The organism is Parvimonas sp. C2 (assembly GCF_035282405.1).
Taxonomy (GTDB): Bacteria; Bacillota; Clostridia; order Tissierellales; family Peptoniphilaceae; genus Parvimonas.
Window position 1 is genome coordinate 89,430 of the sequence record NZ_JAYKBP010000002.1, and the last position, 20,878, is coordinate 110,307.

Here is a 20,878-nt window from a genome sequence, read left to right on the forward strand (position 1 = left end):
ATCACTAATTATAAAAAATTCATAAAAAAAAGAAGAATTAAGTTTAACTCTCCTTTTTAATCATTATTTTAAAATATAAACTTTTACATTTCTTCTTCCGAATCTTGCAGCTTGAGATCTACTTGTAAAGCAAAGGTCAATTCTATTTCCCTTTATAGCTCCACCTGTATCTTCTGCAACAGCATAACCATATCCCTCAATATATAATTTTGTTCCCAAAGGAATTACTTTAGGGTCAACTGCGACTACTCCATATCTAAGAGGAGTTCCCAATCTAGTTGTGCCATAACCACCATTTTCTGATGGATCATTAGTATACGCTGTAGCATTCATCGTTAAAACTTTACTATAATCAAAACTTCCATCACTACTTTTATTGCTAGATGATTCAGTATTTGAACTTTCAGTAGTAGTTTTTTTATCTACCTTTTTTTCTTCTTTCGGAACAACTTTTCCATCAACTATTTTTTCATTAGATTTTACTGTAACTTTTTCTGAAACTGCATTTTCACCTTTTTTGTCAGTGTTTGAATCTGATACTGTGATTTCTCCTTTAGTTTCATTAACTTCAAATCCTGTAACTTCTTCTTTATTTATTGATGACAACAACGATCTGAAATTTACATATTTTCCCAATTCATCAGTTGATACATAATGTAAGTTTTTTGCATCAGATTCTTTAACAAGTTTTTCAACATCTAAGTTCATAGAATTTGAATCCATTAACAAATAATTATATCCACTCTTATCAGCTAAAATATATGAACTTAACATATCTGTTAAATTTTTATTTTCTGATAAAACAACATTATCATTTTTTCTTAATGAAAATCTATCTTTGAATGTTTTTAATAAATCTTTTCCATCCAATGAATAACTCTTTATTTCTTTTTTATCTTTTTTAGATAAACTATATATTTTAGCTTTTAAGTCTTCTGAAATAGAATTCACTCCATCGTAGAAGTAAATTTTTCTTTCATTTTTAACTTCTGAAACTAGATTTTCATCAATTTCTTTAGTTGAATCATAAATGTACAAATTCATATTATAAATTCGTGCATAATGAATAGCCCCTAAAATATCAGAATCATTTCTTGAATCAACAACCAAAAGATCACGATTATCTAAAAACTTATTTACATGATAATTCGTTTCTGAAGGATTGTCAGAACCAATTCTTTCAAATTTGATGTCTAAATCACTTAAAATATCATCTGAAATTGAACTTTTATCTCCAACGACATACACTTGCTCGCTATTTTTCAAAATAGCTTTCGAAACGTCATCAATATTGTTATCCTTAACTGGAATAACAACTCCGCCCTTATTTAATGAAAGTAAACCTGCCAAACTGAAGCTAATTTTATCATTTATATTAACTACATAAGAAATTTTAGATGCACTACCATTAGTGTTATCTATAATTCTGTTATTTACTTTTTCAATAGTTTTGGTTTCGGACTCTGATGAGATTACAAATCCTTTTACCTTTTCGTCTGCAAGTGATTTAGATGAAAATCCAGAAAATGTAGCATAAACACACAAACATGCTAAAACACTTCTAAATATTGCTCTTTTCAAATAATCACTCCTTAATTAAATTAATCAGCTATACGCTGACAATAGCATTATAATGATTTTCTCTAAAGCCGTCAACAAAATTGCAAATTTTCAAAAAACTTTTTTTAAAATTCTACAAATTTAACAATATTTTTAATCCAAAATAAGTGTTTGTAACATTTTTGTAATCTTTTACGGATTTTAGTTCCCTAGTTTTCAAAGGTTACAGAATGGTTACAAAAAATGACCTGTTTTCCCACGAAAAAACTAAAAAATATTAAAAAAATGTAATATTTGCTATTTTTTATAGTTTTTTCTCTATATTCTTTCGTGAATTTACTATATATGACATCAATGACATGGAAAAAATGAGTGCAATTCCAATTAAACTATACATACTTACCGACTCATTAAGTATTACTTTTCCTAAAATAACAACAAATACAATTCCTAAATAATTAAATATACTTACATCAGAAGCATTTGCATATTGATAACTAATAGTCAACCCGAACTGTCCCACTGCTGATGCAACCCCAATTAAAATTAAATATATAAACATCTTCAAATCAGGAATACTTAAATTATTAAAAATAAAAGGAAAACTACAAATAGTTGAAAATAACGAAAATAAAAAAATTATAGTCTCCGTTTTTTCAGTTTTCCCTATTTTTGATACACACATATAAGCTATAGATGCACTAAGTGCAGAACTCATCGCAACCATTGCAGGAAATAATCTGGAATTAAATTGTGGTCTTACTACAAAAATGGCTCCAATAAAAGAAAATGTTAAAGTTAAAAATCTTTCTAAAGTAAATTTTTCTTTAAATAAAAAACAGGCAATTAAAACCACAAAAATCGGGCTAGTTCTTTGTAATATACCTGCATCTGCAACAACCATATGATTTATAGCATAAAAATTAAAAATTACTCCCATATATCCAAAAGTAGATCTCATAAGAAGTAATTTTCTATTTCTTTTTTCTCCGAAAAAACTGCTACCCCTCATCATTATATATGTAGCACAAATAATTAACATTACAAAATTTCTCATAAAAACTTGTTGCATAAGTGTAAATTTACCTGATGTTAGCTTTACGAAAATCTGCATAAAACTAAAACCAAGTGTAGAAATAATCATAAAAATAATACCTAATTTTAAATTTTTATTTCTGGAATTATCTACCATAAAACCTCCTTATCAAAAAAATAAATGCCACACAAGTGGCATTTATTAAAAAATAATTTTAAGAAATTATTATAATGATGCTTCATAATCAGCGTCATTAGTTAATTTTTCTAATTCAGCTGGATTAGTCATTTCAATTTTGCAAACCCATGCAGCATAACAATCTTTGTTAATTTCACCTGGCTCATCGTCTAATAATTCATTTACTTCAATAACTTTTCCTGAAACAGGAGCATTAATATCACTTGCAGCCTTTACAGATTCAACAGATGCTAAAGAATCACCTGCTTCAACTTCATCATCAACTTCTGGAAGTTCAACATAAACAATGTCTCCTAAGTGATCTTGTGCATAATCAGCTAGTCCAACTGTTACTACATTTCCTTCAACTTTTACCCAATCATGATCTTCAGTATAAAGTAATCCTTTTTCTACTCTCATTCTAATATACCTCCTAAAATTTTTACTATAACAACACATCCAATTATGTACTGTTCCATTGGATATATACTATAATATTATAGTATACTTAAATTATAGTGTAGTTTTAAAAAAATTTCAATACCTTTTATTAATTTTTTAGCTTTTTTTTGAAATTTATTCAAAAAAAAATCAAAATTTATTAAATTTTTATATTTAAAAGTATTTTTTCACTATATTTCACATCAAATGAAGCATAGCAGAGAAAAAAATAGTATGAATTTTTAACATGAATTTGAGCTATATATTTTTACATTTTTAAAGCACAGGAATATTTTTAAAAAAGTTTTTGTGAAATCTTTTATTTTTTAATATTTTTAATTGATTTTTTTAGAAATTGTTGTATAATATATGTTAATATATTTTTTGATAAACTTTATTGTGATAATAATTAAGTTTTTTTAAAAATATGTTTAAAGTAAATAATTTAATTTAGGAGGAGAAAATATTATGTGGGAAACAAAATTCCAAAAAGAAGGCTTAACATTTGATGATGTACTTTTAATTCCGGCAAAGAGTGAAGTTCTACCAAAGGATGTAAATTTAACATCACAGCTTACAAAGAAAATCAAACTAAATATTCCTATTATTTCAGCTGCAATGGATACTGTAACAGAACATAAGATGGCTATTGCAATGGCAAGAGAAGGTGGACTTGGCGTAATACATAAAAATATGCCGATTGAACTTCAAGCTGAAGAAGTTAGAAAAGTTAAACGTTCAGAAAGTGGAGTTATAAATGACCCGTTTTTCTTAACTCCGGAACATAAAGTTCAAGAAGCTGAAGATTTGATGAGAAAATATAGAATTTCCGGTGTTCCTATTGTAAATTCAATGGAAGAAAAAAAATTAGTTGGAATTTTGACTAATAGAGATTTAAGGTTTTTAGAAGATTATTCAGTTAAAATTGATTCTGTGATGACAAAAGAAAATTTAGTGACAGCTCCTTCTCATACTACTTTAGATGATGCTACGAAAATTTTAAGAAATCATAAAATAGAAAAATTACCTCTTGTAAATGAAAAAGGAATTTTAACAGGCTTAATAACTATTAAGGATATAGAAAAAGTTGTTAAATACCCAAATTCAGCAAAGGATGATCAAGGAAGACTTCTTGTTGCAGCTTCAGTGGGAACGGGTGCAGATACTTTTGAAAGAGTAGAAGCTCTTGTAAATGCAGGTGTTGATGCTTTAGTTATAGATACTGCTCATGGTCATTCTATGGGAGTTGTAAAAAAAGTTAAAGAAATTAGAGCAAAATATCCAAATCTTGATATTATAGCAGGAAATGTTGTAACTGCAGAAGCAACTAGAACGCTTTTTGAAGCAGGTGCAGATGTTGTTAAAGTTGGTGTAGGTCCTGGATCAATCTGTACAACAAGAGTTGTTGCAGGTGTAGGGGTTCCACAAATTACTGCAGTTTATGATTGTGCTACTGTTGCAAGAGAAATGGGAAAAACAATTATTGCAGACGGTGGATTAAAATATTCAGGAGATGTTGTTAAAGCCCTTGCTGCAGGTGGAAATGTTGTAATGTTAGGTTCAATGCTTGCAGGTACTGATGAATCTCCAGGAGAATTTGAAATTTACCAAGGAAGAAGGTTTAAAACATACAGAGGTATGGGTTCTCTTGCAGCAATGGAAAAAGGTTCAAAAGATAGATACTTCCAAGAAGAAGGTAAAAAACTTGTTCCAGAGGGCATTGAAGGAAGAATTCCTTATAAGGGAACTTTATCAGATGCAATTTACCAAATCGTTGGTGGAATTAGAGCCGGTATGGGATATACAGGTGCAAAAGACTTAGAAACTTTAAGAGATACTGCACAATTTGTTAGAATGACGGGTGCAGGACTTATTGAATCTCACCCACATGATGTTCAAATAATTAAAGAAGCTCCAAACTATTCTAAATAGGAACCTTGGAGTTTCACAATAATATAGAAAAAGGCTATTCGTTTTAAAGCGAATAGCCTTTGTTGTTGTGATAATCAGCATACCATTTAGGTATAATTGTTTTAAAATTTTCATAATTTTCAAAAGTCTTATAAAATCTTCTTTTCATTCCAAGAATTTCTTTTTCTCCAAATTTTTCAGCCCATTTAATTGAATACAAGGTATAACAAGCAACATAAATTGCTTGAATTTCCCAAAATTCATTCGGAACATCATCTTCAAAATATGAGTCAATCTGTCCGACACAGTATGGAATACTAAACTCTATCCCGAAACTTTCCAATTTATAAAATTCCTCATAAGAATTAGATATTTCCCAACGATTAAAATCTATAACTCCTATCTCATTATTTTTCATTAGAATTAAATTTGAAGGATGAAAGTCTCCATGTAAATAAGAATAATTTCCACAAACTTTATCTACATTCCTTTTAACATATTCAATAAAATTATCGTCATTTTCAACTCTCACATCAGATGATTCATATTTTTCTATTTTATCCAACAATTTTATTTTAAGCTTGTCTTCAAAATTTTTGTCCTCAACTTTTAGACTGTGAATAGCTTTTAGAATTTTCCCTGCTTTTCTTCCAAGTAAATATTGTTCTTCTTTTGAAAGTTTTGAAAGTGCATCACTTAAATCAACTCCGTCAATCCAAGATAAGAGTATATACACATTCTTTTCATCATTACATATTCCAAAACTAATAGGCTTTGACATTTCAAAGCCTAGTTTAGAAAATTTTGAAATAACTTCATATTCTTCCTTTTTTTGTTCATAAAGGGAAATATCAGATAATCTTAAAAGCAAATACTCATCTTTATTTTTCAATTTTATCTTAAACTTTTCATCTTTAGAATATCCCTTATTTATCTTTTTGACACTCTCTACGTCTTCCAATTCTTTTATATCTTTTAAAAATTCAAACATATATTCTCCAATTAACTATTGATAAACTGCCCTACTTCCTCCAATCAATTTCGGTCTTGAAGTTAATGCAGTTAAATGCGCATTTCCTATTTCTTTTATTGATAATCTTACCGGTACCTGAACAAATTTAACATGCATTCCGATAGATGTATCCCCAATGTCAAGCCCTGCTTTTGCAACTATTTTTTCAACAACTACAGGATTTTTAAATAATTTATATGCAGAAGTAGCAACTCCACCACCCGCATTTTTTTGTGGTACTACACTTACTATCTCAAAATTATTTTTTACTGCAACTTCCTTTTCTATAACCAAAGCTCTATTCAAATGTTCACAACATTGAACAGCAAAATTTACTTTAATTTTATCTAACTTTTCTTTTATAGTTTCAACAATTAGCTCTCCTACTTCAATATCAGTATCTTTTCCTATATGTTTTCCTTTTACCTCACTTGTGCTACAACCTAAAACAAAAATGTCTCCTTCTTCAAATTTAGCTTTTTCGATAAGTTCATCCATACAAATTTCTAAATCTTTTCTAATTTTACCTAAATTCATAATAACCTCCTAAAAAGTACTAATCTTTTTAACGGTTTTTAAAAGCAGGATAAATCCTGTTACAGCAGAAATAAAGTCAACTATCGGATAACTAATCCATGCTCCTAAAACACCAAATCTTCCTACCATAATTATAACTATCGGAATATATAGAAGTGTTTCTCTATAAATTGATAAGAAAAAATTGTATTTTTCCTTGCCGACTGATTGAAAAAAGTATATACAAATGTAATAAAAACTTAAAATTGGAAAAACTAAAATCACATATTTAAAACTATTTGTCGCCATTTGTAAAAGTCTTTCGTCTTTTAAAAACAGACCTATAATAAGTTTAACCTTATAATTCATAAATATCCATATAAGAGTAGATAGTGAAAACACAAAAACAAATCCTGTTTTTAAAATTTTCTTGATTTTAACAAAATTTTTTGCTCCATAATTATAAGAGATGAGTGGTTGAATTGAACTGCTTACCCCTATTATTGCAACAAACATAAACATAGAAACCTTTGTAATTACTCCTACCAAAATAATTGCATCATTACCACCAATGGGTAAAAGTAAATGATTAAGGACACTAATTAAAATAGCATCTGAAAATTCTATTATGAATGAAGAAAAACCTATTGCTAAAATATTAAATGAAATTTTCGAGTCAAGTCTTGGAATTAAAGAAAAATTATTTTCTTTCTGTAATTTTTTTACAAAAACAAGTGAAAATAAAAAAGATATAAATTGACTTGAAATAGTGGCAATCGCAGCTCCTTCAACAGCCATATTAAAGTTTTTAATCAAAATATAATCGACAATTATATTTATTAAGGCTCCGATACTTGAAGCAATTAACATGACTTTCATATTTCCATAAGCTATGTTCATATAACCAAAAACCGTTGTAAAAGCTAAAAATATGCTACCAAACATAACTATCCGTAAATATTTTATAGAATATATAAGTATATCATTTCTAGCTCCTAAAAACATACAAATATCCTCAACAAACAGAATTGATATAATTGTAACTGCAAATATTATAAGTAAAGTTAGTCCATTTACAGCTGTTGTATATTTTGTTATATCTTTATTTCTTTTTTCCCCAAGTCTTCTGGAAATTAAATTTGAAACTCCGATTCCAAGACAAACAGAAATTGCAATAACAAGTCTTTGTAGAGGAAAAACTACACTTAAAGCTCCGATTGAATCGGCTCCTACATATCTACCAACGAAAAATGTATCAACCATATTATATAATTCCGCAATAAGAATACTTAAAATTCCCGGTATTGCAAAATGTAATATTGCCTTAACTATATTATTTTCGTAGTAAATACTCTTCGTGTCCATTTTTTAAACCTCTTTAATCCTCATATCCATTTGGATTATTTAATTGCCATCTCCAACTGTCTTCACACATTTCTCTTATTCCATATTTAGCTTTCCAACCAAGTTCTTCCTTTGCCTTAGTAGAATCAGCATAACATTCTGCAATATCTCCACTTCTTCTTGGAGTAACTACATATTTTATCTTTTTACCTGTAACTTCTTCAAAATTTTTAATCATATCAAAAACACTATAACCTTCACCTGTTCCAAGATTATAAATTCTAACAGCTTTACTGTCTTCAAATTTTTTAATTGCCTTTATATGACCTAAAGCTAAATCCAAAACATGAATATAATCTCTTACACCTGTTCCGTCTTTTGTTTCATAGTCATCTCCAAAAACTCTAACATAGTCCAATTTACCAACTGCAACTTGAGTTATATATGGTATTAAATTATTAGGAATTCCATTAGGGTTTTCACCTATTCTACCACTCTTATGAGCTCCAATCGGGTTAAAATATCTAAGAAGAACAATATTCCACTCATTATCGGAAATATATAAATCTGTAAAAATTTCTTCTAAAAACAATTTGGTTCTTCCATAAGGATTTGTTACAGAAAGTGAAAAATCTTCTTTTATAGGAACTGACTTCGGCTTTCCATAAACAGTAGCAGAAGAGCTGAAAATTAAATTTTTTACATTAAATTCTCTCATAACTTCTATAAGTTTTATGCTTCCGTTAATATTATTATCATAATATTCTATAGGTTTTTCAACTGATTCGCCAACAGCTTTAAGCCCTGCAAAATGGATTACACCATAAATATCATTTTCTGAAAAAATCTTCCTAAGTATTTCTTTATCTCTAACATCGCCTTTGTAAAATTTGAATTTTTTACCACTAAGCTCTTCAATTATTTTTAAAACTTTTTCACTAGAGTTGTAAAAATTATCAATTATTACTACATCATATCCTTCATTTAAAAGTTCTATACAAGTATGAGAGCCAATATATCCTGCTCCTCCGGTAACTAAAATTTGTTTCATCTTTATCTCCTATTTTATATTTTTTATTAATTCTCTACATCTAATTTCATCTTTTTTTAACTGTTCTATAAGTTCCTCAACAGAATTAAATTTTATGTTATCCCTAAGCCTTTCCAAAAAGCAAAGTTCAATATCTTTTCCATAAATATCTTCGTGAAAATCAAATATATGAGATTCTATCGTGGATTTTTTATTATCAAAAGTTGGATTATGCCCAACACTTGAAAAACTGAAATATTCTCTACCATATACTATGGTTTTTGTAAAATAAACTCCCTCTTTTACCATAACATAATTAAAAGAAATCTCCAAGTTTGCCGTAGGATAACCGAGATTTCTACCTCTTTGAAAACCATGAATTACTTTTCCCTTAATTGAAAAATCATCTCCCAACAAATCATTTGCCAATTCAATTTTTCCTGATTTTATGTATTCGATAATTTTAGTACTACTAATTTCAATATTATTATAGCTTAATTTATCAACAATGGTACAAGAGAAACCATTTTCTTTCATATATGACTTTATAAAATCTGTATTCCCTTCACGATTTTTTGAAAATCTATAATCTTTTCCAACCACAATATGTTTTATATTTAGATTAATAGTTAAAAAATCTAAAAATTCTTTTGGAGAAAAATTTTTAATTTTTTCAGAAAATTCAATACTAAAAACATAATCTATTTTAAAATCCTCAAGTTTTATTAATTTATCCGCAAAAGACATCATCCTACTTGTATTTTGATGAAAAATTAAATCCTTAGTATGATTTTCAAAAAGAAAAACTGCACTCTTATAACCTTTTTTTAATTTTACATTATTTAATTCAGAAATCAATTTTTGATGGCCTTTATGAAAGCCGTCAAAATTTCCTAGAGCTATAACAATGTCATCAAATTTAAAATTACTTTCCAAATTCAATTTAAAATGCTCCATAAAAACCTCTTATTTAATCCATATTTTACAATAATTATACAACAAAAATAGCTTAATTTCAATTTTACAAATCGCGAACCATTTAAATCTATAAAAAGTCTTATTTACTACATAAAAAACGCGTTTGTTTTTAACGCGTTCTCTCTATAATTTTTCTATTGCATCTAGTATATCTGTTAAACAATCAGTATCTAATTTTTCTGCTTCACCTTCATCCACCATTTCAGGTATTTTTTTATCAAGAGGAATTTTTGCAACATTTGTAAGTCCAAATTTTCTTGATATGTAAGGTAAATCACTTTCGCCAAATATATTTACTTCTTCATTACAGCAAGGACATTTAAAATAACTCATATTTTCAACTATTCCAATAATTGGAATATTCATCATTCTTGCCATCTTAACTGCTTTTTCAACAATCATAGAAACCAAATCTTGAGGAGATGTTACAATTATAATTCCATCTACAGGTAATGATTGGAAAACTGTTAGAGGAACATCGCCTGTTCCCGGTGGCATATCAACAAACATATAATCCACATTTTCCCATACCACATCTGTCCAAAATTGTTTTATTACTCCACCTATAACTGGACCTCTCCAAATAACCGGATCAGTTTCTTTTTCGATCAATAAATTTATACTCATTATTTTAATTCCATTTTCAGTTCTACAAGGAATAATTCCTCTTTCATCGATTTGAGCTTTTCTATCAATTCCAAAGGACTTAGGAATAGAAGGTCCTGTAATATCAGCATCTAAAATACCTATTTCCTTTCCTCTTTTCATCATTCCCGTAGCAAGCATAGAAGTTACTAAAGATTTCCCAACTCCACCTTTACCACTTATAACACCAATAACTTTTTTTATATCACTAAATTGATTTTGTTCAACCAATAGACTTTCAAACTCTTCTGATACTCCACAGCTAGATGCACTAGCACATCCAGAGCAACCACCTGAACTACAATTACTCATAATTTCCCCCTATATTTTTAATTCTTCAGAAATATACATTTTATAGTAAATTCCTTTTTTAGCTAACAATTCAAAATGTGTTCCTTGTTCAAGAATATTTCCATTTTCAATTAAAACAATTTTGTCACAATGCTTAATCGTTGATAATCTATGTGCAACAATAATAGATGTCTTTCCTTCTAAAATATCCTTCATCTTATTTTGAATGATTTTTTCAGTTTCAGTATCTATTGAAGAAGTCGCTTCATCCAATATTAATAATTTTGGATTTTTTATCAAAGCTCTTGCAAAAGAAATTAATTGTTTTTGACCGTTTGATATATTATACCCATTTTCTCCAATGACCGTATCTATCCCATCAGGTAATTTAAAAACAAAATCATCTATTCCCAACAAACTACAAACTTCTAAAATTTCTTCATCAGTTGCATTTTCATTCCCAAATTTTATATTTTCTTTAATAGAAATAGAGAAAAGTTGTGGTTGTTGTAATACATATCCTAAATTATTATATAAATTAGTTTTATCAATATTTTTGTAATTTATTCCATCAAGATAAATATTTCCAGAAGTAGGATTGTAAAATTTACAAATCAAATTAACTATTGTAGATTTTCCACTTCCAGTACTACCAATAAAAGCAACACTTTCTCCTTTTTTTATTTCAAAATTAAAATCTTTTAAAATTAATTTATCATCATCAAAATAATGAAAACTTACATTTTCAAATTTTATATTTCCTTCAAAATTCAAGTTATTATCTCTTTCTTCAAGAATTTCATCTTCTTCATATAAAATTTGAAAAACTCTCTCTGCAGATGCTTGTGCAGATTTTAAGTCAGTAAAAATTTGAGCAAGCATTTTAAATGGTTCAAAAATTTGAAAACTATAAGTTAAAAAACTCAAAAAGGCTCCATAGGTCATAACATTTTTCATAACTGAAATTGATGAAAAATTAAAAGCAAAACCGACACCAATACTTGCAACAAACATAACTGCAGGTACAAAAATAGCTGAAATAAGTATTGATCTTAAATTGTATTTCCTATATCTTTCATTAAAAACTTTAAATTCTTTTTTCTTTTTTTCTTCAATTCCAAGTGCTTTAATTGTCTTTATATAACTTAATGACTCCGTATAACTTCTTATAATTTTAGAGTTATAATCTCTTACCTTTCTTTGAAATTTCAAAATATTTTTTTGAAAAATTAAAGTTACAATGTAAATTGCAGGTAAAATCAAAAACAACATCAAAGTCAATGTGTAACTTAAATAAAGCATAACAAAAATAGAAATTAACAAGACGATTATACTATGGCAAGCATCTATGACTCCCCAGCTAAAAACTTCACTAAGTTTTTGAACATCAGAAGTCAGTCTGGAAATCAACTCTCCAGTTTCATACTTTTTCATATTTGTCAAAGAGAATTTCTCAATTTTTTCAAAAACAGATTTTCTTATTTCTTTTGAAACTTGATATTCAAGCTTTCCACCAAAAACATAGAAACTGTAAATTGCAAGAGTTGATATTATAACAAGCGTGAAAAATCCAATGCCTGCAAAAATGAAACCTTTTAAATTTTGCTTTGTTATAAAATCATCAGTTAATAATTTTATAGATAAAGGGACAACAGCTTGTAAAATTCCAGAAATCAAAACTACAAACATTAGCATATAAAGTTTTTTGTATTCAATTTTATAAAATTTTATTAAATCTCTAAAAACATTTATGTTTACAACTTTCTTTTTATTCATTGCTTACATCATATTCCTTACTTTGAATTTCGTTAATTTTACTATACATTCCATTTTTCTTAATCAATTCATTATGTTTTCCACTTTCAACTATTCTTCCACCGTCCATCACAATTATATTATCACAATTAGTTATAGTTGAAATTCTATGAGAAATTAGAATAGAAGTAAATTTTCTATCCATAGATTTTAGTGCATTATTTATCTTTAAATCCGTATTCATATCAACAGCACTTAAGCTGTCATCCAAAATCAATACTTCAAAAGGTTTTAACAAACTTCTAGCAATAGAAATTCTTTGTTTTTGCCCTCCTGAAAGATTTACACCATTATCAACTACTATTGTTTCATACTTAGAAGAAAAATTCATAATTTCACTATGAATTGATGAAATTTTAGTAACATCAAAAACACTATTTTCATCAATATCATTATTTACAATTTTTACATTCTCAAAAATTGACATATTAAAGAGTTCACTATCTTGCATAATTGCAGAAATCTTTTCTCTAATATATCTTTTATTTATCTCTTTTATATTAATATCGTCAATTAAAATTTCTCCACTTGTTGCTTCAAAAAATCCAAGTAATAGATAGACTATCATGCTTTTACCGCTTCCAGTAGAACCTATAATTCCTAGACTTTCTCCTGAATTTAGAACAAAACTAATATTATCCAAAACAGTATTATCATTTATTTTTAAACTGACATTTTTAAATTCAATCTTTTCAGAAAAAGAAACATCTCTTATTCCATAATCATAATCTTCTTCTGGCAAATCTAAGACTTCATAAATTCTTGATATTGAAACACTTGCCCTTGCCATATCACTAAGTAATTGTCCCATTTGTCTAATTGGCCAAATAATCATATTAATATAGATAACAAAAGCAATTAAATCTCCGAAATTCATTCGTCCTGTAATAGTTTCATATCCTCCAACTACTAAAATAATTGCAAGTTGTAGGAAAGTTAAAAAGTCATTGACAGCTCTAAATCTCGCAAAAGTCTTCATAAAATTATTTTGAGTTATATTAAATTCTTCATTTTTTTCTCTAAAAAGTTTTAAAATATAATCTTCTCTATTAAAAGCCTTTATAACCCTTATATTAAAAAGAGCTTCTTTTATAAATACCATAAGTTCGCTTTCTGCTTCATCAGTCTTTTTAAAAATTTCACCTATTTTCTTATAAAAAACAGATGACAAAATGGCAATTACAATACACAGAACTATGCTTATTGTAGCAAGCTTTAAATTTATTAAGGACATAACAACTATAACCAAAGCTATTGTTGCAATGGAACCAAAAGCATTCACTAGTTGTGCTGAAAAGAGTTTTCTTACAGTCTCAATATCCGAAGAACTTCTTTGGATTAAATCTCCTGTAGAATAATCATTCAAGCATCTCATATCTAAATTTAAAAATTTATAATACATCTTTTCTTTTAAATTATATATCAAATTTTCACAGGCAACATTAGAATAATAATTTCTTAAAAAGATAAAAATACAACTAATACCTGTTAAAATAACAATTACAAAAGCTAATATGTATATATTTTCTCTAAGAAAATCTCTACCACCTATAAGATTTACAGCTTTCTCTAAAATATCGTATTTATACTCCTTATTCCCAATTATTGAATCTACTGTAATCATAATTACAATAGGTGTAAGTCCGGAAAAAATTTGTATAAAAATTGTAGAAATCATAGAAAGAAAATAAGTCAGTCTATTGTTCTTTAAAATCTTCCAAAAAAGTCTAATTTCTTTCAACATACCACCTCATAAAATACCTACATATATTTTAATCTAAATTAGGAAAAAAGGCAAATTTATTTGGATTTATAAAGTTTTTTTGTTATAATACTTTAAGAGGTGATTTTATGTGTACAACTTTTTCTATTTTTAGAAATGGAGAAACACTGCTTGGAAGAACTATGGATTTAAGATCTTATCATAGATATGAATTTAAGTATTTCCCAAAAGATTTTAACTATGAAGAAGATGTATTTGGAAATAAATTATATACAAAATACAAAATAATGGGAGCAACTTTTAAAGATTATGACCATTTAATCGATGGAATAAACGAAAAAGGACTATTAGGATGTACCAATTCTTTTAGAAATGCTATACATTTCAAAAAAGAACCGGTGGAATCCAAAATAAATTTAACATCTACAAAGATTTTAAATGTATTTTTGACGAATTGCGAATCGCTTGAAGATATAAAAAATCTTGCCACAAAAATATATATTGTAGAAAAATCCCTTGTTGATGAAAAAAACTATTCAAGACATTATCACTATATGTTTACAGACAAGAATAATAAAAGTTTAATTCTTGAAATTGAAGACGGAAATTTAAAAGTTTATGAAAATAAATATAATGTAATGACTAACAGTCCAAGTTTTGCAAAGCATATAAGAAATTTAGAAAAATATTTAGAAAAAAGAGAATTAAAAGGAAATATTTATACCCCTACAAAAAGATTTATAAGAGCATACATAGAGCTAGAAAATTTAAAAACAAATGAATTTTCAGAAAGCAACGAAAATATTTTATTTAATTCTTTAAAAAAATTTACAATTAGTAAAAAGGATATAGAAAATCTTTCAGAAGACTCACAAAATATAACGCTTTATTATTCCGTATCAAACGCAAAAACTTTAAAATATTATCTAAAATATACAAATTTGGAAAATATAAATTCTTTTTCATTTGACGATTTCAAAGACGAAAATAGCAAAACTACAGTTCAATTTATTTAATAAGAACCCCACCCTTCCACGATGCTTCGCATCGGGTGGGTTCTCGGGAACCTTGTTGTTTCACAATAAAATCAAATCTTATTCGCCATATCAATTATTTTTTTAATCTATGATTTACTCCCAGTTTGCTTATTTTTAAGATTTCAGCTAACTCTTTTAATGAAAGAGTTGGATTTTTTGATCTTAACTCGCAAAGTTCAAGTAAATTTTTATCTAAATTCTTTTTCCCATATCTTTTACAAACTTTATTTATTGCATCTATTTGTGTAAACGCAGTATTCAAAGTTTTGTCCAGATTTACAGTTTCACAATTTGCAAGTCTGTTGGTATTATTTTTTATTTCTTTTTTCTAATCCACTCCATCAAACAATGGACTTCTTTCTATTTTTACATTCCCTAAATTATCCTTTGAAAATCTTGAGTTTGTATATTTTTCCCAGTCTCCTATTACCTTTTCATACAGCAATTCGTCTGCTGTTTCTTTTAAGTCTTTTATGGATATATTATATTTTTTCAAATACTCCTTTACTTTTGATATTTCTATAATTCTAGTTTCACCTCTTGGTAATTCCTTATCATATATATTTATTTCTTCACAAAATATCTTTTTTTCTTCGTCATATCCATAATATATCCCTATTTCTAATTTTTCTTTAACTGTTTTATTATTAAAACCAATATTTATTCTTTTCTCATCATAAATAAATTTAAATCCTATACGCCATTCTCCTAATTTTTTTGTTTTATAATTCTCTTCATATCTTTCATATACAGTATTATTCCTATAACTCAATTCTTTGACAGATGGATTAACCATAAAATTATTCCTATTCCATTGATGTATTCCGGGTATGTTTCTAAAGGGTGTATTAGCACCCCTCTTATATACCTTTTTCTCTCCATAATACATTTCATCAAAGATATTTTTTTCTTTTGGATTTTTTTCTTTATATATTACAAATACTAAAAGTAATGATATAAATATTGTTCCTACTATTGCTAATGTTACTTTTACTTTACTTTTCATTTCTTTTCTCCTGTTTTACATATTCTATAAATTCATTATTATCATTTTCCAAGTTCTTTATAAAATTATATGCTACTGGATTATACTTTTTTAAACTCTCATCATCTTTAACATAAAATAATGGAAATTTTTTTATTAATATAATTCTTACTTCATTTCTAACATATTCTAATCCTACTATTTCCTTAAACATTTTTGCTCTATTTATCGTCCCTTCTCGTATTCCTTTATAGTATTCATTATACACTTTCATATAATCTCTACTTTTATCTTTATTGTACAGATGTAGAATATTTTCTGCATCTAAATCTGCTTTATAGTCATCTCCATTCATTGATGGCTCTTTAAAAGCTTGATTAGTAACATCTCCTCTCCATCCTGCCAGTTCAGTTGTATATTTATGAAATTTTAATGGCTTATACAATAGTCCCATTCCATTCGCTAGTCTAAAAATGCCTTTATTCTGTACTGCTGACATTGTTATTGCTTGATGAGTATAATCTCCAGCACCGTAATATGCTTCTTTATCCCTATTCCACTTCTCTATAAAATCTTTTATAGTCAAATGTTCTCCATAAACTTTCTTATATTTAGCATATTCTTCTTTAAAGTTATTTCCTTCATAGCTTTTATTATTGATATTATCTAACATTTCATTTCCATCACTTGCCTTTTCACCTGAAAATCTATGTTGATTTCCCAATTCATATATCAACTGTGAGTACTCTTTTTTAGTTAACCCTAGTTCTTTATATATCTCTTCTAAAGAGTATGGTATTTTTCTATATCTTGTATCTTCAAATATGTTTGATATTACCTCTTCCTTATAAAAGTAATTTCCTAAATTTCCTGAAGTCTCGTCCCATTCAAGTCCGTTATAGTGTAATTCTCCTATAATTCTATTAAATATATAAAATCTTTTCTCTTTAATTAAATGTGCAAATTTTTTATCTATTGCTCTTTTTACCTTTAGTATCAAATTTGCTATTCTTTCGTCAAAGCCAAAATCTTTCATTAAGACTTCTTTGTATTCCTTCTCTTCTCTAGTCTCTATTTTTTTTGCTTCATTTAGTTCGTTTAGTATATTTAGTTTTCTTAGCCATTCTTCTTCTTTTAACTCTTTTATATCAAATTCTCCTGACATTGAATTATAACAGCTTGTGTTTTTTATTGCTCTTAACCCTGATTTTATTGCTCTACTTAGCTCTTCTATTTCTCTTGTTATATTCTCTGTGTTTCGATTAAATAATCTTAATTTCCATAGTAATTCTTCAAAGTATCTTTTTCTGTCTCCATTTATATATATGCTTTCTTGGAATTCTTTTTTATATTTATATTCTCCTTGTATAATTTCATTTGATAATAGCCTTTCTAGTCTTATTTCTTGTGCTCTATATTCTGTGCACCCTACTTATAAAAGTGGACACATTAAATAAATAATAGTATTATATTTATGAACACAAAAAGGAGGTATCTTTTATGTCCACAAAAAACCGTTACGACGATGCTTTCAAGCAAACCCTCGTAGACCTTTACCACAATGGTAAAACCCAAGCTTCTCTCATCAAAGAATATGGCGTATCACAATCTGCGCTCACAAAATGGATTAAACAATATTCCACTGTGGAAACAGATGATGGTCAAGTCCTTACAGCAAAACAAGTTAAGGAACTTCAAAAACGTATGGCTCAACTCGAAGAAGAAAACCTAATATTAAAAAAAGCGATTGCCATATTCACGCCACACTCAAACAGCGATTAGAAGCTGTACATAAGCTGCGTCATCAACACAAAATCAAGACACTTTGTAGAGTCCTTAAAATTCATCGCAGTACTTATTACAAACATTTTTATTCTGATCCAGCACCACGAACTTGTGAAAATCAAATAATTCGTCAATATATTTTGCAAATTTACTTAGACTATGACAATTCTCTTGGAGCTTACAAGATTCGTCGTGTTTTAGAGCGTGATTATGGCATTCAAATCAGCCTTGGAAGAGTGTACCGACTGATAAACACTATGAATCTGCCTAAGCGTTCCACAGAAAAACCAAAATTTAAGAATTTTGTAAAAACAGACGAAGTATGTGTAAATCATCTACATCAACAGTTCAATCCAGCTACTCCAAACTCAGTTTGGGTCAGTGATTTCACTTATATTAAGGTAAATGGTATCTTCCACTACCTCTGTGTTGTGATTGATTTATTTTCACGAAAAGTCATAGGTTGGAGCTTATCTAAGCATCATGATGTTAACTTAACCATCCAAGCCCTTCAAAAGGCTTATTTCGACAGAGGTAAGCCCGATTATGTGCTGTTTCACTCCGACCAAGGCTCTGAATATACTGCATTTGCATTTCGCCAAATCCTTGAAACATACAATATTGTACAATCCTTCTCCAAAAAGGGGTATCCATATGATAATGCATGTTGTGAAAGTTTCTTTCGCCATATGAAACGAGAATGCATAAATCGAAAATCCTTTCGAACATTAGAAGAATTACGTCTTTGTTGCTTTGAGCACATAAATCGTTATAATTCAAAACGACCTCACTCTGCAATTGGGGATTACACTCCAAATGAAATAGAAGAATTGTATATGGAAAGGCAGGTTTAAATCTGTCTTTCCCAAAAATCTTATTGTAAAATTGTGTCCATTTACTTGACTATGTTGCAATTACATTAATACAATTATTTAAAAACAAGTCTTATATTTTTATATGCTATCATTATATCATATTTTTACAAATAAAAACCTACTAATATTTTTCTGGATTTAGGTGCTCACATCAAGTTTTGAAATAATCTTCAAATTATCTCTCATTAAATAGTCCTCCTAAACAAATATTAATGTAAGCATTATATACACATATAGGATGTAAAGGCATTATTATCTATCTTACTAAAAAAGCGAATAAATTATACTTTATTCGCCATATCAATTATTTTTTTAAATCTATGATTTACTCCCGATTTGCTAATTTTTAAAATTTCAGCTAACTCTTTTAATGAAAGAGTTGGATTTTTTAATCTTAACTCGCAAAGTTCAAGTAAATTTTTATCTAAATTCTTTTTCCCATATATTTTATAAACTTTATTTATTGCATCTATTTGTGCAAACGCAGTATTTAAAGTTTTATCCAAATTTGCAGTTTCACAATTTGTAAGTCTGTTGGTATTATTTTTTATTTCTTTTATCATCTTTGTTTCTTCAAACTTAAATAAGCTATTTACAGTTCCAATAAGTGAAAGAAAGTCAGAAATCATTGTACTATCTTTTATATATACAATGTATTGTCCTTTTTTTTCAAGGCTTTTTGCCTTTATTCCAAATAGTTTCAAATATTTTATAACAAGTTTTGCCAATTCATTTGAGTTTAAAGTAAATTCAAGATGGTAACTCTTGTCAGGATTTGCTATTGATCCTGATCCTAAAAAAATTCCGCATAAAAAGTTTTTAATAAAATTTTTACTTTTTGCTGAATCTTCATATAAGTCATCTTTTGGAAAAAGACTATCCAAGTCTGAAAAAAAAGTATCTTTTAAAAATATTTTTGAAATTTCTTCATCTTCTATTACAATTTTATATACATTGTTTTTTCTTAAATTTGAAATTTTTGAAACCATTATTTTCCCATCATAAGAATATAGAAATTTAAAGAGTTTAAAAATTCTTCTTATAATTGAATTATTTGTAGTTTCAAAACGAATTATAAAAGCAAAGTTACTAAAAACTATGGTTCCATTAGTTCTTATAAAAGCAGAAAGCTCAGAAATAGCAGAATCTTTTTCTACTATTTCTCTTCTTGAAAGTTCATTTTTTAAATCTGTTGAAAAAGCCATTATTTTCTTTTTCTCTTTTCATAAAAATAGTTGGCACTCTTTAACATATTTCTCTCGGCATCATGCTTTACTAATTTCACAGCTTTATCATATGGTAAAAATATTGCTTCTATAAAACCTTCCTCTCTTTGTGGAAGTAAATTCAAATCTTCAGGCTCCATATAAAAATAATGAACTGTTTTTTTCACCTTTTCGCCATCATTATGTTGATAATCATATTTTACAAATCCCAAATACTTTATAATTTTAGCTTTTATTCCGGATTCTTCTTGAACTTCTCTAATAGCTGCAAGCTCTTTAGTTTCGTTATTTTCAAGTCTCCCCTTTGGCAAAACCCATTCATTGCTAAACTTCTTCAACAACAGAAATTCACCATTATGAATAACAACTCCACCAGCACTAACTTCTAGCATAAACCCTCCTCTTATTGTATCTCATATCTTCTTAATATTATAACACGAAATGAAATCACATTCAAATTACAAGCCTTAAGGAAAATTATCTTTAAAACA

Annotated in this window: 19 protein-coding genes; 3 read left to right on the forward strand and 16 right to left on the reverse strand. The window is 27.7% G+C overall.

Annotated features, from left to right (window positions below):
* Positions 1–63: 63 nt before the first annotated feature.
* From VJI95_RS03380 to gcvH, 3 genes are all read right to left on the reverse strand, one after another.
* Positions 64–1,581, reverse strand: a complete 1,518-nt coding sequence (locus VJI95_RS03380; RefSeq protein WP_324010254.1) for a 3D domain-containing protein — start codon at positions 1,579–1,581, stop codon at positions 64–66.
* A 283-nt stretch (positions 1,582–1,864) separates the two neighbouring features.
* The gene (locus VJI95_RS03385; protein ID WP_324000170.1) at positions 1,865–2,752 is read right to left on the reverse strand and encodes a DMT family transporter; all 888 of its coding nucleotides are present in this window, start codon (positions 2,750–2,752) and stop codon (positions 1,865–1,867) included.
* A gap of 69 nt (positions 2,753–2,821) precedes the next feature.
* On the reverse strand, positions 2,822–3,193 hold the full coding sequence (gene gcvH / locus VJI95_RS03390; protein WP_324000171.1) for a glycine cleavage system protein GcvH: 372 nt from the start codon (positions 3,191–3,193) through the stop codon (positions 2,822–2,824).
* 489 nt (positions 3,194–3,682) lie between these two features.
* On the opposite strand from gcvH, the gene guaB reads away from it, so the two are divergent.
* Entirely contained in the window at positions 3,683–5,146 is a 1,464-nt protein-coding gene (gene guaB / locus VJI95_RS03395) for an IMP dehydrogenase (RefSeq protein ID WP_324000172.1), read from the forward strand.
* 43 nt (positions 5,147–5,189) lie between these two features.
* On the opposite strand, the gene VJI95_RS03400 is transcribed toward guaB, so the two are convergent.
* From VJI95_RS03400 to VJI95_RS03435, 8 genes are all read right to left on the reverse strand, one after another.
* Positions 5,190–6,116, reverse strand: a complete 927-nt coding sequence (locus tag VJI95_RS03400; protein WP_324010255.1) for an aminoglycoside phosphotransferase family protein — start codon at positions 6,114–6,116, stop codon at positions 5,190–5,192.
* 15 nt (positions 6,117–6,131) lie between these two features.
* Complete coding sequence (locus tag VJI95_RS03405; RefSeq protein ID WP_324010256.1) at positions 6,132–6,674, reverse strand: TIGR01440 family protein; 543 nt, start codon at positions 6,672–6,674, stop codon at positions 6,132–6,134.
* A 9-nt stretch (positions 6,675–6,683) separates the two neighbouring features.
* Positions 6,684–8,018 (reverse strand): MATE family efflux transporter, encoded by a 1,335-nt coding sequence (locus VJI95_RS03410; RefSeq protein ID WP_324010257.1) that lies wholly within the window; start codon positions 8,016–8,018, stop codon positions 6,684–6,686.
* Positions 8,019–8,031: 13 nt separating this feature from the next.
* Complete coding sequence (gene galE / locus VJI95_RS03415) at positions 8,032–9,048, reverse strand: UDP-glucose 4-epimerase GalE (RefSeq protein WP_324000176.1); 1,017 nt, start codon at positions 9,046–9,048, stop codon at positions 8,032–8,034.
* Positions 9,049–9,057: 9 nt separating this feature from the next.
* Entirely contained in the window at positions 9,058–9,984 is a 927-nt protein-coding gene (locus tag VJI95_RS03420; protein WP_324000177.1) for a bifunctional riboflavin kinase/FAD synthetase, read from the reverse strand.
* 144 nt (positions 9,985–10,128) lie between these two features.
* The gene (locus VJI95_RS03425) at positions 10,129–10,965 is read right to left on the reverse strand and encodes a P-loop NTPase (protein ID WP_442953986.1); all 837 of its coding nucleotides are present in this window, start codon (positions 10,963–10,965) and stop codon (positions 10,129–10,131) included.
* Between the two features lie 6 nt (positions 10,966–10,971).
* A complete protein-coding gene (locus VJI95_RS03430) occupies positions 10,972–12,717 on the reverse strand; it encodes an ABC transporter ATP-binding protein (protein ID WP_324010259.1) in 1,746 nt (581 codons plus the stop codon).
* The gene (locus VJI95_RS03435) at positions 12,710–14,500 is read right to left on the reverse strand and encodes an ABC transporter ATP-binding protein (RefSeq protein WP_324010260.1); all 1,791 of its coding nucleotides are present in this window, start codon (positions 14,498–14,500) and stop codon (positions 12,710–12,712) included. Before VJI95_RS03435 ends, VJI95_RS03430 begins: the two co-directional genes overlap by 8 nt.
* Before the next feature lie 107 nt (positions 14,501–14,607).
* On the opposite strand from VJI95_RS03435, the gene VJI95_RS03440 reads away from it, so the two are divergent.
* Complete coding sequence (locus VJI95_RS03440; RefSeq protein ID WP_324010261.1) at positions 14,608–15,495, forward strand: linear amide C-N hydrolase; 888 nt, start codon at positions 14,608–14,610, stop codon at positions 15,493–15,495.
* 94 nt (positions 15,496–15,589) lie between these two features.
* On the opposite strand, the gene whiA (VJI95_RS03445) is transcribed toward VJI95_RS03440, so the two are convergent.
* The 3 genes from whiA (VJI95_RS03445) to VJI95_RS03455 are packed head-to-tail and all read right to left on the reverse strand — an operon-like array spanning position 15,590 to position 17,666.
* Positions 15,590–15,835: a DNA-binding protein WhiA gene (gene whiA / locus VJI95_RS03445; protein ID WP_324010548.1), complete on the reverse strand. Its 246-nt coding sequence runs from the start codon at positions 15,833–15,835 to the stop codon at positions 15,590–15,592.
* 9 nt (positions 15,836–15,844) lie between these two features.
* Entirely contained in the window at positions 15,845–16,522 is a 678-nt protein-coding gene (locus VJI95_RS03450) for a TipC family immunity protein (protein WP_324010262.1), read from the reverse strand.
* Positions 16,512–17,666: a hypothetical protein gene (locus tag VJI95_RS03455; RefSeq protein ID WP_324010263.1), complete on the reverse strand. Its 1,155-nt coding sequence runs from the start codon at positions 17,664–17,666 to the stop codon at positions 16,512–16,514. Before VJI95_RS03455 ends, VJI95_RS03450 begins: the two co-directional genes overlap by 11 nt.
* A gap of 335 nt (positions 17,667–18,001) precedes the next feature.
* Between VJI95_RS03455 and VJI95_RS03460 the strand changes: the two genes are divergently transcribed.
* Positions 18,002–19,140, forward strand: a protein-coding gene (locus VJI95_RS03460) for an IS3 family transposase (protein WP_324010264.1) whose coding sequence is annotated in 2 segments (ribosomal slippage) — positions 18,002–18,248 and positions 18,248–19,140 — 1,140 coding nt in all. Because the reading frame shifts where the segments join, the coding sequence is not laid out codon by codon here.
* A gap of 302 nt (positions 19,141–19,442) precedes the next feature.
* Here VJI95_RS03460 and whiA (VJI95_RS03465) read toward each other — a convergent pair.
* Both whiA (VJI95_RS03465) and VJI95_RS03470 read right to left on the reverse strand, forming a co-directional pair.
* On the reverse strand, positions 19,443–20,366 hold the full coding sequence (gene whiA, locus VJI95_RS03465; RefSeq protein ID WP_324000184.1) for a DNA-binding protein WhiA: 924 nt from the start codon (positions 20,364–20,366) through the stop codon (positions 19,443–19,445).
* Positions 20,366–20,779: an NUDIX hydrolase gene (locus VJI95_RS03470; protein ID WP_324000185.1), complete on the reverse strand. Its 414-nt coding sequence runs from the start codon at positions 20,777–20,779 to the stop codon at positions 20,366–20,368. Before VJI95_RS03470 ends, whiA (VJI95_RS03465) begins: the two co-directional genes overlap by 1 nt.
* Between the last annotated feature and the right edge of the window lie 99 nt (positions 20,780–20,878).